13 protein-coding genes and 1 tRNA gene are annotated in these 14,459 nt (G+C 73.0%); 5 read left to right on the plus strand and 9 right to left on the minus strand.

Features of this window, described 5'->3' with window-relative positions; translation table 11 throughout:
* Positions 1-8 precede the first annotated feature (8 nt).
* A complete protein-coding gene (locus tag Z164_RS20750) occupies positions 9-671 on the minus strand; it encodes an energy-coupling factor ABC transporter permease (protein WP_024891568.1) in 663 nt (220 codons plus the stop codon).
* Between the two features lie 10 nt (positions 672-681).
* A complete protein-coding gene (locus Z164_RS0115350; RefSeq protein WP_024891569.1) occupies positions 682-1,557 on the minus strand; it encodes a tryptophan 2,3-dioxygenase in 876 nt (291 codons plus the stop codon).
* Positions 1,558-1,688: 131 nt separating this feature from the next.
* On the opposite strand from Z164_RS0115350, the gene Z164_RS0115355 reads away from it, so the two are divergent.
* The 5 genes from Z164_RS0115355 to Z164_RS0115375 all read left to right on the plus strand — a co-directional run bounded on the left by Z164_RS0115355 (position 1,689) and on the right by Z164_RS0115375 (position 9,410).
* The gene (locus tag Z164_RS0115355) at positions 1,689-5,255 is read left to right on the plus strand and encodes a pre-peptidase C-terminal domain-containing protein (RefSeq protein WP_024891570.1); all 3,567 of its coding nucleotides are present in this window, start codon (positions 1,689-1,691) and stop codon (positions 5,253-5,255) included.
* 251 nt (positions 5,256-5,506) lie between these two features.
* Complete coding sequence (pdhA, locus tag Z164_RS0115360; protein ID WP_024891571.1) at positions 5,507-6,577, plus strand: pyruvate dehydrogenase (acetyl-transferring) E1 component subunit alpha; 1,071 nt, start codon at positions 5,507-5,509, stop codon at positions 6,575-6,577.
* A complete protein-coding gene (locus tag Z164_RS0115365) occupies positions 6,574-7,617 on the plus strand; it encodes an alpha-ketoacid dehydrogenase subunit beta (protein ID WP_024891572.1) in 1,044 nt (347 codons plus the stop codon). The genes pdhA and Z164_RS0115365 overlap by 4 nt, the downstream gene beginning before the upstream one ends.
* A gap of 1 nt (position 7,618) precedes the next feature.
* Positions 7,619-7,981 carry an SH3 domain-containing protein gene (locus tag Z164_RS0115370; protein WP_024891573.1) on the plus strand — a complete coding sequence of 121 codons (363 nt, stop codon included), beginning with the start codon at positions 7,619-7,621 and terminating at the stop codon, positions 7,979-7,981.
* Between the two features lies 1 nt (position 7,982).
* Complete coding sequence (locus Z164_RS0115375; RefSeq protein WP_024891574.1) at positions 7,983-9,410, plus strand: dihydrolipoamide acetyltransferase family protein; 1,428 nt, start codon at positions 7,983-7,985, stop codon at positions 9,408-9,410.
* A 40-nt stretch (positions 9,411-9,450) separates the two neighbouring features.
* On the opposite strand, the gene Z164_RS0115380 is transcribed toward Z164_RS0115375, so the two are convergent.
* From Z164_RS0115380 to Z164_RS0115410, 7 genes are all read right to left on the minus strand, one after another.
* Positions 9,451-10,389: an MBL fold metallo-hydrolase gene (locus Z164_RS0115380; RefSeq protein WP_024891575.1), complete on the minus strand. Its 939-nt coding sequence runs from the start codon at positions 10,387-10,389 to the stop codon at positions 9,451-9,453.
* A 227-nt stretch (positions 10,390-10,616) separates the two neighbouring features.
* Positions 10,617-10,964 carry a hypothetical protein gene (locus tag Z164_RS0115385; protein WP_024891576.1) on the minus strand — a complete coding sequence of 116 codons (348 nt, stop codon included), beginning with the start codon at positions 10,962-10,964 and terminating at the stop codon, positions 10,617-10,619.
* Positions 10,961-12,301: a tryptophan--tRNA ligase gene (locus tag Z164_RS0115390; RefSeq protein ID WP_024891577.1), complete on the minus strand. Its 1,341-nt coding sequence runs from the start codon at positions 12,299-12,301 to the stop codon at positions 10,961-10,963. Before Z164_RS0115390 ends, Z164_RS0115385 begins: the two co-directional genes overlap by 4 nt.
* Positions 12,302-12,432: 131 nt before the next feature.
* Positions 12,433-12,630, minus strand: coding sequence for a CsbD family protein (locus Z164_RS0115395; protein WP_024891578.1), 198 nt, complete (start codon positions 12,628-12,630; stop codon positions 12,433-12,435).
* 190 nt (positions 12,631-12,820) lie between these two features.
* Positions 12,821-12,976 (minus strand): entericidin A/B family lipoprotein, encoded by a 156-nt coding sequence (locus Z164_RS0115400; protein ID WP_024891579.1) that lies wholly within the window; start codon positions 12,974-12,976, stop codon positions 12,821-12,823.
* A gap of 171 nt (positions 12,977-13,147) precedes the next feature.
* Entirely contained in the window at positions 13,148-14,071 is a 924-nt protein-coding gene (rocF, locus tag Z164_RS0115405) for an arginase (RefSeq protein WP_024891580.1), read from the minus strand.
* 292 nt (positions 14,072-14,363) lie between these two features.
* Positions 14,364-14,439 (minus strand) — tRNA-Thr (locus Z164_RS0115410).
* Positions 14,440-14,459: the final 20 nt, after the last annotated feature.

Below are 14,459 nucleotides of genomic sequence, written 5' to 3' on the forward strand. Positions count from 1 at the left end.
CCGCCCGCTCACATGGGCCGCTGCGGCCACAGGTAGTCGCGGTCGTCGAAGCTGCGGCACCAGTGCGGCCGGTAGACCACGATCAGCACCATCACCGTGCCGGCGAAGAACGCCTCGGCGAACATCAGCAGCGGCGTCGCCGCCAGGTAGGCAGCGGCCGCGCGCCCGCCCAGCCAGGCCGTCAGCGCGGCCTTGGCCAGCACCGAGGCGGCCATCGCCAGCGCGGCCGCGGCGAAGGCATTGAGCATCACGTAGACGAAGATGTTGCGCGGCGCCCAGCGCAGCGCCGCGCGCGAGACCAGCGCGGTGACCGCCACCGGCAGCGCGCCGGCGACCAGGAAGTCCACCGCCCAGCCGTGCCACGCCGCGCCCAGCAGCACGCCGGCCAGGCTGACCGCGGCCATCGCCCAGCAGGCCACGCCGGCGCCGAACATCAGCGTGGCGATCGTCGCGCCCAGGAAGTGCAGCATCACCCCCTGCAGCGCGGCGGTGTTGAACCAGCGCATCCCCGCCAGCGCGGCCGTCGCGATCAGCAGCAGGCGCAGCGCGTCCGCGTCGGCGCCGCGCACGTAGGCGCGCAGCGGCCCGGCGCCGCGCAGCAGCGCCAGCAGCGCGCCCGCCCAGGCCAGCGCGTGCGACCAGGCCGGCAGCGCGACCTCGGCGGCGCCCATGCGCGCGCCGTCAGCCCGGCGCGCCCGGCGCCGGCTGGCCCAGCCGCGTGCGCACGTCGAACAGTTCGGGGAAGAAGGTCAGCTCCAGGGCCTGCTTCAGGAAACCGACCCCGCTGGAGCCGCCGGTGCCGCGCTTGAAGCCGATGATGCGCATCACCGTGCGCATGTGGCGGAACCGCCACAGCTGGAACTGCGATTCCAGGTCCACCAGGTCCTCGCACAGCGAGTACTCGCGCCAATAGCGGTCGGTGCCGTTGTAGACCGCCTCGAACACCGGCAGCAGCTCCGGGTCGTGCACGTGCGCCTCGCGCCAGTCGCGCTGCAGGTGCCGCGCCGGCACCGCATGGCCCCAGCGCGCGAGGTAGCGCAGGAACTCGTCGTACAGGCTCGGCGCCTCCAGCACCGCGCGCAGCGCGGCCTGGCCGTCGGGGTCGTAGGCGAACACCCGCAGCATCGCCGCGTTCTTGTTGCCCAGCAGGAACTCCACGGTACGGTACTGCAGCGACTGGAAGCCCGAGGACGGGCCCAGGACGCCGCGGAACTCCATGTACTCGGCCGGGGTGAGCGTCTCCAGCACCGACCATTGCTCGGTCAGCTGCCGCAGCACCTGCTTGCAGCGCGAGAGCACCTTGCGGCAGCGCCAGACCTCGTCGCGCCGAAGGTGGGCGATCGCCGCGCCCAGTTCGTGGATCATCAGCTTGATCCACAGCTCGGAGACCTGGTGCTGGACGATGAACAGCATCTCGTCGTGGTGCGGCGGGACCGATTGCGGGACCTGCGCGGCCAGCAGCCGGTCCAGCCTCAGGTAGCCGGAATAGGTCAGGCGCCCGTTGAGGTCGGTGTGGATGCCCTCTTCCAGGGGCCGCTGGTTGCGGTCGATGCTCATCCGGCGAAGGGTACTCCATCGGCCGCCGGCGCCCGGGCGCCTGAATGCGCCTGCGCGAAGCCTGTCATGCGCGCGCCATCGGAAGCGGGCAGAATCGGCCGGGGGACAGGGGATCACAAGGGGAGCGAACGATGCGCAGGTTCGGCTGCCGGCTCTGGCTGGCGACGGCGATGGTGTGCGGGCTGGGCGGCACCGCCCAGGCCCAGGTGGCGATCAGCCAGGTCTACGGCGGCGGCGGCAACAGCGGCGCCGCCTACAACGCGGACTACGTGGAGCTGTTCAACCGCGGGACCGAGCCGGTCTCGCTCTCGGGCAAGTCCCTGCAGTACACCAGCGCCAGCGGCACCGGCAACTTCGGCGCCAGCGCCGGGCAACTGGTGGTCCTGCCCGCCGCCACCCTGGAGCCCGGCCAGTACTACCTGATCGGCCTGGCCGGCGGCGCCAACGGCGATCCGCTGCCGACGCCGGACGCGACCGGCACCATCAACATGTCCGCCAGCGCCGGCAAGGCCGCGCTGGTGGAGGGCACCGCCGGCCTCGGCTGCAACGGCGGCAGCACGCCCTGCACGCCGGAGCAGCAGGCGCGGATCCTCGACCTGGTCGGCTTCGGCGGCGCCAACTACTACGAAGGCAGCGGCCCGGCGCCGGCGCTGTCGGCCGCGGCGGCCGCGCTGCGCGCCGGCGACGGCTGCACCGACAGCGACGACAACGCCGCCGACTTCGCCGCCGGCGCGCCCGCGCCGCGCAACAGCGCGTCGATCCCGAACCCCTGCGCCGGCGGCGGCACGCCCTGGCTGTCGGTGGCCGACACCGCCGCCGCCGAGGGCGACAGCGGCACCACGCCGTTCTTCTTCACCGTCAGCCTCAACCAGCCGGCCGGCCCGGAGGGCGTCAGCGTCGACTACGCGACCGCCGATGGCACCGCCACCGTCGCCGACGGCGACTACGTCGCCAAGTCCGGCACCCTGACCTTCGCCGAAGGGCAGAGCGCGCTGACCTTCACCGTCGAGGTCCTCGGCGACACCGCGACCGAGCCCGACGAGGTCTTCTACGTCGATCTCGACAACCCGCAGGGCGCGCAGATCGCCCGCGCGCGGGCGACCGGCACCATCCTCAACGACGACGTGGTCACCCTGCCGATCCACGCCATCCAGGGCAGCGGCGCGCGCTCGCCCTACGAGAACCAGGCGGTCGCCACCGAGGGCATCGTCACCGCGCGCAAGAACAACGGCTTCTTCCTGCAGACCGCGATCGGCGAAGACGACGGCGATCCGGCCACCTCGGAAGGCCTGTTCGTGTTCACCTCCAGCGCGCCGCCGGCCGCCGCCGCGGTGGGCAACCGCGTGCTGGTGCAGGGCACGGTGACCGAGTACGTCCCGGCCGCCGATCCCTACCAGCTGCCGCTGACCGAGATCGTCTCGCCGAGCGTGGTGCAGCTGTCCTCCGGCCACCCGCTGCCGCCGCCGGTCGCGCTGACCACCGCCCTGCCCAACGCCGATGGCGGCCTGGACCAGCTCGAGCACCTGGAAAGCATGCGGGTGACCGCGCCGAGCTTCACCGTGGTCGCGCCGACCGGCGGCAACGTCAACGAGACCCAGGCCACCGCCACCAGCAACGGCCGCTTCGCGGTGGTGGTCACCGGCACCCCGCGCCCGTTCCGCGAGCCCGGCATCCAGGTGCCCGACCCCGACCCGCTCGGCAGCACCGCGCCGAACATCCCGCGCTGGGACTTCAACCCCGAGCTGATCGCCGTCAACAGCACCACCATCGGCGCGCCCACCGCCAACCTGGCCGCCGGTTGCCGGATCGTGGACGGCACCCTGACCGGCTCGCTGGACTACACCTTCCGCCGCTACACGATCTACCCGGAGACCGAACTGAGCGTAGACTGCGGCGGCGCCGACCAGCCGCGCCCGGCGCAGTTGCCAGGCCCGGATCACGCCACCTTCGCCACCTACAACCTCGAGCGCTTCTTCGACACCGTCAACGATCCCGCGATCGGCGAGCCGGTGCTGACCGCCGAGGCGCTGGAGCGGCGCCTGCGGAAGGCCTCGCTGGCGGTGCGCGGCTACCTGCACTTCCCGGACGTGCTGGGCGTGACCGAGGTCGAGAACCTGTCGGTGCTGCAGGCGCTCGCCCAGCGCATCAACACCGACGCCGTGGCCGCCGGCCAGGCCGATCCGGGCTACGTCGCCTACCTCGAGGAAGGCAACGACGTCGGCGGCATCGACGTCGGCTTCCTGGTCCGCGCCGGCGACAACGGCGCGGGCGCGGCGCGCGTGCAGGTGGCCTCGGTCGCCCAGCACGGCGCCGACGAGGTGCTGACCAACCCCGACGGCAGCACCAGCCTGCTCAACGACCGCCCGCCGCTGCGGCTGGAGGCCACGGTGCAGTTCGCCGACGGCCGCGCGCTGCCGGTGACCGCGATCGTGGTCCACCAGCGCTCGCTCAGCGGCATCGAGGACGACACCGGCGGCAGCGCCGGCTGGAGCAGCACCGGCGCCCGCGTGCGCGCCAAGCGCCAGGCGCAGGCCGAATCGCTGGCCACCCTGCTGCAGTCGCTGCAGCAGGAAGATCCGGCGCGCAAGCTGGTGGTGCTGGGCGACTTCAACGCCTTCGAGTTCAACGACGGCTACGTCGATGCCCTGGGCGTGGTCACCGGCCGGCCCTCGCCCGACGACGAGACCGCGGTGGACGGCGACGGCATCGACCTGGTCGAGCCCGACCTGCGCAACACCACCCTCGACGCCGACCCGACCGAGCGCTACTCGTTCGTGTTCGACTACCAGGCGCAGAGCCTCGACCACGTGCTGGTCAACCAGGCCCTGATCGACTCGCCGCTGGTGGCCGGCTACGCGATCAGCCACGCGCGCATCAACGCCGACTTCCCCGAGGTCGCGCGCAACGACGCCGCCACGCCGACCCGCCTGTCCGACCACGACCCGACCCTGCTGCTGGTGCGGCTGGCCCCGGCCCACTACGCCGACCTGTCGGCGGTGGCCGAGACCGAGGCCGCCGAGGTCGTCGCCGGGACCGCGATGGGCTTCGCCGCCACCGTGGCCAACGCCGGCCCCGACGCGGCCGCCTTCCCGGGCGTGGGCTTCTCCCTCGACAGCGAGCTGGCCGACCTCGAGGTCGCGGCCCCCGCCGGCTGGAGCTGCGACGCGCCGGCGGCCGGCGACGGTGCCACCACCGTGGCCTGCACCGCCGACACCCTGGCCGCCGACGCCGACGCGGTGTTCGGCCTGAGCGCCACCGCGCCGGAAAGTGCCATCGGCGCCACCGTGACGCTGGCCGTCGCCGCCACCTCGCAGACCGCCGACCCGGACGAGTCGGACAACAGCGCCAGCGCGGAGGTGACCGTGGTCGAGGACGCGCAGGCCGTGCCCGAGCTGGTCAACGGTACCCCCGAGACCGGCCTCTCCGGCGCGGCGGGCGACGCCCTGCTCTACCGCATCGAGGTGCCGGCCGGCGCGCGCCACCTGCGCGTGCTCAGCTACGGCGGCAGCGGCGACGTGACCCTGACGCTGCGCCACGGCGAATCGCCCACCGACGAGGCCTACGACCTGCGCTCCGCCCGCCCGGGCAACTCCGAGGTGGCGCACGTCGCCGCCCCGGTCGCCGGCACCTGGTACGTGCGCATCGTCGGCGAGCGCGCCTTCGCCCGCCTCGCCCTCCGGGCCAGCTTCCAGCCCTGAGCGCCCAGGCGGCCCCGCAGAGACCCCGGCCCAGGCCGGGGTCTCTGCTTTTCGGCCCCAAGCGCCCACGAAGGCGGCGGCATCGTTTGCCGGACATGACGCCGCCCCTTCCGGGAAGGCCGTTTTCGGGGGGCGCCTGCCGCCGCGGCTGCCAGCTCCGCGCGCCGCTGTCATGACGCGATGCGCAACGGGGCTTTACATGCGAGCCGCTATCATCGCGGGCCTCACGCAGAACCGGCAGAGACCACCCCATGGCCGTCGCCGCCACCTTCGAAATCGAGTATCTCCAGTACCTGGGCCCGGACGGCAAGCCCGTCGGCGCCCTGCCCGAGCACGCCGATCCCGCCCGCATGGTCGAGCTGTTCCGGCAGATGCTGTTCGTGCGCACCTTCGACAGCAAGGCCATCGCCCTGCAGCGCACCGGCAAGCTGGGCACCTACGCCAGCTGCCTGGGCCACGAGGCCACCCACGTCGGCATCGGCGCCGCCATGCGCCCCGAGGACGTGTTCGCCCCCAGCTACCGCGAGTACGGCGCGCAGTTCATGCGCGGCGTGCACCCGCGCGAAGTCCTGATGTACTGGGGCGGCGACGAGCGCGGCAACGATTTCGAGATCCCCCGCCACGACTTCCCCTGGTGCGTGCCGATCGCCACCCAGTGCCTGCACGCCGCCGGCGCGGCGCTGGCGTTCAAGCTGCGCGGCGAGCCGCGCGTGGCGGTGACCTGCTGCGGCGACGGCGGCAGCTCCAAGACCGATACCTACGCCGCGATCAACTCCGCCGGCGCCTACGACCTGCCGTTCGTCCAGTGCATCATCAACAACGGCTGGGCGATCAGCGTGCCGCGCAAGGCCCAGACCGGCGCCAGGACCCTGGCCCAGAAGGGCCTGGCCGGCGGCCTCTACTGCCTGCAGGTGGACGGCAACGACCTGTTCGCCGTGCTCGAGGGCATGCGCCGCGCGATGGAGCGCGCGCGCAGCGGCCAGGGCGGCAGCGTCGTCGAGTTCCTCACCTACCGCCTGCACGACCACACCACCGCCGACGACGCCCGCCGCTACCGCGACGAGGCCGAGGTCAAGGCCGCCTGGGAGAGGGAACCCATCGCGCGGCTGCGCACCTGGCTCACCGACAACGGCCACTGGGACGAGGAGCGCGAGCGCGCCTGGGCCGAGGAATGCGGCCGCCGCGTGGACGCCGAGATCGACGCCTACCTCGGCACCCAGGTGCAGCCGGTCGAGGCCATGTTCGACTACCTCTACGCCGACCCGCCGCCCGATCTGCTCGCCCAGCGCGCGGCCGCCATCGCCCGGGAGCAGCGCGCATGAACGTCGCCGCGAACGCCAAGACCGCCGGTGCCGCCGCGCCGGCCGCCGCCGCGGGCACCGACGCGCCGATCACCCTGATCGAGGCGATCACCCAGGCGCTGGCCTGGGAGATGCGCCACGACGACTCGGTCGTCGTGCTCGGCGAGGACGTCGGCGTCAACGGCGGCGTGTTCCGCGCCACCGCCGGCCTGCAGCAGCGCTTCGGGCCCGGGCGCGTGCTCGACACCCCGCTCGACGAGACCACCATCGCCGGCCTCACCGTGGGCATGGCCGCGATGGGCATGAAGCCGGTCGCCGAGGCGCAGTTCGACGGCTTCATGTATCCGATGGTCGATCACATCGTCTGCCACGCCGCGCGCTTCCGCTACCGCACCCGCGGCCGCCTGCACTGCCCGATGGTGCTGCGCGTGCCCTGGGGCGGCGGCATTCGCGCGCCCGAGCACCACAGCGAGGCCAACGAGGCGATCTTCACCAACGTGCCCGGCCTGCGCGTGGTCATGCCCAGCTCCCCGGCGCGCGCCTACGGCCTGCTGCTGGCCGCGATCCGCGAGCCGGACCCGGTGATCTACTTCGAGCCCAAGCGCATCTACCGCCAGTACAAGGAGCGGGTGCCCGACGACGGCGAGGCGCTGCCGCTGGACGTGTGCTACGTGCTGCGCGACGGCACCGACATCACCCTGGTCACCTGGGGCGCGCAGGTCAAGGAGACGCTGGAGGCCGCCGACCGGCTGGCCGAGGAAGGCATCGGCGCCGAGGTCATCGACGTGGCCACGCTGCGCCCGCTGGACTTCGCCACCATCGCCGAATCCGTGGCCCGCACCGGCCGTTGCGTGATCGTGCACGAGGCGCCGAAGACGGCGGGCTTCGGCGCCGAGATCGCCGCGCGCCTGGCAGAGGAATGCATGTACGACCTGCTCGCCCCGGTCGAGCGCGTCGCCGGCTACGACACCCACATCCCGCTGTTCCGGCTGGAGATGAAGTACCTGCCCAGCACCGCGCGGATCGTCGAAGCCGCGAAGCGGGCGCTGGCGGCGGGCTGAGATGCGGCGGGCCCGCGTCCTGCGCGCCCACCGCGCCCCGGACCGCCCGCCGATCCGGGTGTCGGCCGGCGAGCGCCTCGCGCTCGGCGAACGCGACACCGATTGGCCCGAGTTCGTGTGGGCGGTGAACGCCGCGGGCGACGGCGGCTGGGTGCCGGCGGCGCTGTTCGACCGCGCGCAGGGCGAGGCGACCGCGCTGGCGGACTACGACACCCGCGAACTGGAGGCCGACCCCGGCGAGCGGCTGTGCCTGCATCGCGAGCTGGCCGGCTGGTGGTGGGCCGAGAACGCGCACGGCGCCTGCGGGTGGATTCCCGCGCGCGCCATCGAAGAGCCGTCCGAGGACGGCGAGGAAGAGGACTGACATGGCGGACAAGAAGAGCTTCAGGCTTCCCGATCTCGGCGAAGGCCTGCCCGACGCGACCATCGTCGAGTGGTCGGTGAAGGTCGGCGACACCATCCGGCTGGACGAGCCGCTGGTCTCGATGGAAACGGCCAAGGCCGTGGTGGAAGTGCCTTCGCCGGTCTCCGGCAAGGTGCTCAAGCTCGCCGGCGAACCCGGCGACGTCATCGAGACCGGCGCGGTGCTGGCCGAGTTCGAGATCGACCCGGCCCTGCCGCAGCGCGCCGAGGGCCAGGACACCGGCCATCACCACGGCCCGCCGAAGCCCGCCAAGGGCGCCGGCAGCGACGCTCCCGGCGCGGGCGCGCGGGTGGTCGCCTCCGACGACGGCGGCGCGATCGCCGATGCCGGCGAGCCGGCCCCGCAGGGCGCGCCGGGCGGCGAACGCGCCGACAGCGGCACCGTGGTCGGTGCCATGCAGAGCTCCGACGCCGTGCACAGCGAGCGCCCCAGCTCCGTGGGCGGCGTGCGCGCGATGCCGGCCGTGCGCGCGCTGGCGCGCAAGCTGCAGGTCGACATCACCCGCGTGCGCGGCACCGGCGCCGACGGCGTGGTCACCATGGCCGACGTCAAGCAGGCCGCCGCCGAGGGAAGCGCCGCGGCGAATGCGCCGCTTCCGCGCGCGGGAGCGGTCAGCGCGCCGGGCGAGGGCAAGCCCACCGCCGCGCCGTCCTCCCGTCCGCCCGAGCAGCGCACCGCGCTGTCCGCCTCGGGCAGGCCCATGCGCACCCAGCCGCCCTCGGTCTCCGCCAGCGGCCAGCCCGAGCAGCTCAAGGGCGTGCGCCGCAACATGGCGCGGGTGATGGCCGACGCCCACGCCAAGGTGGTGCCGACCACGCTGACCGACGACGCCGACATCCACGCCTGGGCCCCGGGCAACGACGTCACCGCGCGCCTGGTGCGCGCGATCTGCGCCGCCGCGCGCGCGGTCCCCGCGCTCAACGCCTGGTTCGACGGCGACAAGCTCACCCGCACCCTGCACCCGCACGTCGACATCGGCATCGCCGTGGACACCGACGACGGCCTGTTCGTGCCCGCGCTGCGCAACGCCGACGTGCTCGACGCCGCCGGCGTGCGCGAGGGCGTGAACCGCCTGCGCGCGCAGGTCGAGGACCGCAGCCTGCCGGCCAGCGAACTCACCGGCTACACCATCTCGCTGTCCAACTTCGGCATGTTCGCCGGCCGCTACGCCACCCCGGTGATCGTGCCGCCGTGCGTGGCGATCGTCGCCGCCGGCCGCGCCCGCCACCAGATCACCCCGGTGATCGGCGGCTTCGAATCGCACAAGGTGATCCCGCTGTCGCTGACCTTCGACCACCGCGCCTGCACCGGCGGCGAGGCCGCGCGCTTCCTGCGCGCGCTGCTGGACGACCTGGCGCTGCCGCAGTGAAACCGTAGGCCCGCGCGCGCGACGCGGTGTCGCGGCCGGCTCAGCCGGCCGCGGCGTCCCGGTCGACCCACACCCCCAGCCCCTGGGCGTTGAGCTCGATGTCCATCGCCAGCAGCGTCGGCACCTGGGTCGCCGCGTCCTTGACCCCGTGCCGCTGCGCGCGCTCCACGTACAGCCGCGTCAGCGCCTCGATCAGACGGCCGTGGCGGTCGGGGTCGCGCGCCAGCGATCGCGCCAGCGCCGCCATCGCATCGACCTGCGCGATCAGGTCGGTGCCCAGCCGCTGGCAGTCGCTCACTTCGCCGTAGTGGGTCAGATAGACCCGCGCCGGCGCCTCGGCGAGCATCCGGCGCACCGAGTCCTTCATCGCGTCCGGGTCGAACTGCACCGGCGAGCTGGTGGGGATGACGAAGGCGCCGCGCGGCGTATCCAGTTCGCGGTAGGAGATGCCGAACACGTCGCCGCCGAACCAGCCGCGGCTGCGCGCGTCCCAGACCGCCAGGTGATGGCGCGCGTGGCCGGGCGTGTCCACGCAGCGCAGACGGCGGCCGGCCAGCTCGACGACGTGCCCGTCGGCCGCCGCCACCACGCGCTCGGCGGGGACCGGCACCAGTTCGCCGTAGCTGCGCTCGAATTCCTCGTCGCCGTAGACCTGCCGCGCGCTGGCGGCGAGCCGCGCCGGATCGATCATGTGCGGCGCACCGCGCGGATGCACCACCAGGGTCGCGTTGGGCAGCGCGCGCATCAGTTCGCCGGCGCCGCCGGCGTGGTCCAGGTGCACGTGGGTCAGGATCACCCAGTCCACCGCCGCGCGGCGCAGGCCGCGCGCGTCCAGCTCGGCCAGCAGCCGCGGCACGCTGCGCGCCGGGCCGGTGTCCACGAACGCGGCGCGCCCGTCCTGCACCACCAGGTAGGCAGCGCAGAACGCCGGTCGCTGGTAGCCGGTATCGATGGTCGCCACGCCATGGGAGTCGGACATGCGTTCGCTCTGGATGCTCGATGACGCGCCCAGTGTAGGCAAGCGCCGGCACGGCCGGGATTCGGCTTTGGTCGCAGGCCGCCCGCGCCGCGCAGAAACGCGTTCGCGCAAGCGGGTTTCGCGCCGGGAGCGGGAAAGCGACGCCGGTGGCGGCCCGTGCCGTTCGCCGGCTGCGCAGGTCCGGCGTCGCGGCCCCGGCGGCGCCTTGCCCGGTCGCGCGAGCGCCGCTACGACCGCGTGCGGGCGCTTGCCGGCGGCGCCGGCCGCGCACGGCGGCGCAGCCAGAACGCGCGCAGCGCGAACGCGGCCAGCATCGCCGCCAGGTACACGCCATAGCCCAGCGCGGTGGCCAGGATCTGCCGCCACATGCCGCCGTAGGCGGGGTCGGCGGTGCGATGCGCCCAGTGGATGCTGACCACGAACGCGACGACCGACAGCGCGAGCGCGGCCACGTCGAACAGGCGGCGCGCGGCGTCGCGCGGCTGCCGCGGATAGATCCAGTACAGCGCGCCGAGGATCAGGAACCAGGGCAGGAACAGGATCAACGCCAGGTTGAGCTCGACCAGCGCGCTCATGCCGCCTCCGCCAGCCTCGCCAGCGCGGCCGCGACGCGATCGAGCCCGATGCCTGGCGCCAGGGTTCCCACCACCGTGCCGTCCACCCGCAGCGCGCCGCCCTCCTCCGCCAGCGGCGCGTCGCCGCGCTTGAGCCGCGCGATCAGCAGGCCGACCTCGCGCGGGGCCTCGAAGGCCGCGCCCTGCAGCAGCAGCGCGTCGCCCTCGACCAGCTTGAACGAAAACCGGCCGTCGGCCTCGCGGTACTGCTTGAACGTGGGCGGCGCGGTCGCGGCCGGGGCCGCGGCGGTGCCCGCAGGCTCCGGCGCCGCCGGCAGCGCGGACAGGTCGCGCAGGCCCACCGCGTGCCGCAGCTCGGCCAGCAGCGGCGTGGCGTAGCGCTCGCGCAGCCGCCTCGCGCCATCGCGCAGGACGTCCTCGATGTCGCCCGGGCGCGCGATCAGCGCCTCGTAGCGCTCGCGCATCGGCGCGATTTCCGCCTCCACCCGCTCGAACAGCCGCTGCTTGGCGTCGCCCCAGCCGATGCCCTCGGCGAAGGCCTGCGCGAACTCGGCGGTCTCGGCCGGGCTGGCGAAGGCCTGGTAGATCTGGAACAGCGGCGAGCCGGCGGCGTCCTTCGGCTCGCCCGGCGCGCGCGAGTCGGTGACGATGGAGAAGATCAGCTTGCGCAGTTCGCCGCTGCGCGCGAACAGCGGGATCGTGTTGCCGTAGCTCTTGCTCATCTTGCGGCCGTCCAGCCCCGGCAGCGTCGCCACCTGCTCGTCGACGACCGCCTCGGGCAGGGCGAAGTATTCGCGGCCGTAGACGTGATTGAAGCGCTGGCCGAAATCGCGGGCCATCTCGATGTGCTGGATCTGGTCGCGGCCCACCGGCACCTTGTCGGCGTTGAAGATCAGGATGTCGGCGGCCATCAGCACCGGGTACATGAAGAGGCCCGCGGTGACGCCGGCGTCGTCGTCCTCGCCCTCGGCGCGGTTCCGGTCCACCGCGGCCTTGTAGGCGTGCGCCCGGTTGAGGATGCCCTTGGCCGCCACGCAGGTCAGGAACCAGGTCAGCTCCGGGATCTCGGGGATGTCGCTCTGGCGATAGAACCAGACCTTGGCCGGGTCGAGCCCGGCGGCCAGCCACGTCGCGGCGATCTCCAGCGTCGAGCGCTGGGTGCGCGCCGGGTCCTGCGCCTTGATCAGGCTGTGCAGGTCGGCCAGGAAATAGAAGCTCTCCGCGCCGGGCGCACGGCTGGCGGCGATCGCCGGGCGCACGGCGCCGACGTAGTTGCCCAGGTGGGGGGTGCCGGAGGTGGTGATGCCGGTGAGGACGCGGGTGGGACGTGGGGACATCGGGAAAAGGCGCGAGAACGGGACATCCCAGTCTAACCGTCCCGTCGCCCCGCGCCGCCGCCGGCCGCCGCCCGGACAGAACGAGGGCCGGCGATCGCCGGCCCTCGTCCCGCTTTCCCGACGAGCTGGGACTAGAGGGTGCGCTCGAACTCGCGCACTTCCTTCTCCGCCCGCTCGCGCTCCCAGCCGTAGCGTTCCTGCAGCTTGCCGGCCAGGTACTTGCTGTCGCCCTCGGCCACGTCGAACACGTCGTCGGTGAGGTCGCCCCACTTGGCCTGCGCCTTGCCCTTGATCTGGGACCACTTGCCGGAAATGATGTCCTTGTTCATGCCTGCCTCGTCAGTCACGGTGGAAGTACCGTGCGACCAGCTTCGCGGGGAACGGCTTCAGGACGGATCAAGATTGCGTTGGATGCGCCGTCAACTCCATGAACGCTTCATCGCCCGGCCGCGCCGGCCGACGCGGCGGAAACGAAAAAGCCGGCATTCGCCGGCTTTTTCGCTCGCAACGCACGGCCGATCAGTCGCGACCGGTGCCGCCGGTGTTGTCCGCGGCGTCCTCGAGCTTGCCGCCCACCTTCTGGACGTCCTGGCCGGCGCCCTTGACGGTGTTGCAGGCGGTCAGCGTGCCTGCGGAGAACAGGGCGAGCAGCAGCAGGGCAGTGAAACGCTTCATGGAAATCTCCTGATGGGATGTTGAGAGCCGCCCCTGGACAGGGACACGAAACCCGCGGCCCGGGGACGCATGAGAACGCACGATGCTGTGAACGCCGTGTCGATTCAATGCAAACGCGGCGGAGCCCACGAACTCCTGTTCAGGTTTCGGGCGCGGCGCCCCCTCCTCGGCTCAGTCGCGCATCAGCGTCGACTTCCCGAACAGGCTCTCCACCAGGTCCACCGCCAGTTCCGCGGTGCTGTTGCGCACGTCCAGCGCCGGGCTCACCTCCACCACGTCCAGCGAGCCCATCCGCCCGGTATCGGCGATCATCTCCATCACCAGTTGCGCCTCGCGGTAGTTCAGGCCGCCGGGCACGGTGGTGCCGGTGCCGGGCGCGATCGACGGGTCGAGCACGTCCACGTCGAAGCTCACGTGCAGGTGCGTGTTCTCGTCCAGGCCGTCCAGCGCCGCCTCCATGGTGCGCTTCATGCCGACCTCGTCGATGTGGCGCATGTCGTAGATGTCCAGGCCGTGCTCCTTGACCAGGCGCTTCTCCTCCTGGTCCACCGAGCGGATGCCCACCTGGCGGACCTGCGCCGGCACGATCGCCGGCACGTGCCCGCCGATGCGCACCAGCGCCTCGGGTCCGATCCCGCACAGGCAGGCCACCGGCATGCCGTGCAGGTTGCCCGAGGGCGTGACCTGGTTGGTGTTGAAATCCGAGTGCGCATCCAGCCACAGCACGCGCAGTTTTCGGCCGGCCTCGCGGCAATGCGCGGCCACCGCGGCGATCGAGCCGATCGCCAGCGAATGGTCGCCGCCCAGCACCACCGGCATCCGGCCCGCGCGCAGCTCCGCCAGCGATGCCGCCAGCAGCGCCTCGTTCCACGCCACCACCCCGTCGAGGTGCCGGTAGCCCCCGACCGGCGGTTGCACCGGATTGGGCGGACCGTCCAGATTGCCGCGATCGGCCACGTCCACGCCGCGCGCGCGCAGCGCCTCCGCCAGCCCCGCGATGCGCAGCGCATCCGGCCCAAGGCGGGCGCCGAGATGGCCGGCGCCGATGTCGGTCGGCACGCCGATGAGCGAGACGGGGGGATAGGATCGAGGCATTGCGGCAGGTCCGGTTTCCGAGGAAGCCCGCGGACGCCGCGAGCGCAACCGACCGCCGCGACCGCAGGGCGGTGGGAGTCTAGCATCGGCTCCCGCGGCGAACCGGCGGCACCGCGGGCCCGAAGAATCGGGAACCGGCTGCCCCCGTTGCGGGGGCGTGCACGTTGGGTCGTACCCGCGACAAGGGGATGGGGAGTCGTCGGGTACCGTGCGCCGGTCGGAACAGAATGCCCCCATTCACGTGCGCTGTCTGTCGGGACGTTCCCGACGCCGGCCCGCGCCCCCGCGGGATTGGTGCCGACAGTCCGGATCGAACGGACGACCTACCGCTTACAAGGCGGTTGCTCTACCAGCTGAGCTATGCCGGCACGGCATGCCGGGGCGATTC

Origin of the sequence: Luteimonas huabeiensis HB2 (genome assembly GCF_000559025.1) — a bacterium.
Lineage (GTDB): Bacteria > Pseudomonadota > Gammaproteobacteria > Xanthomonadales > Xanthomonadaceae > Luteimonas > Luteimonas huabeiensis.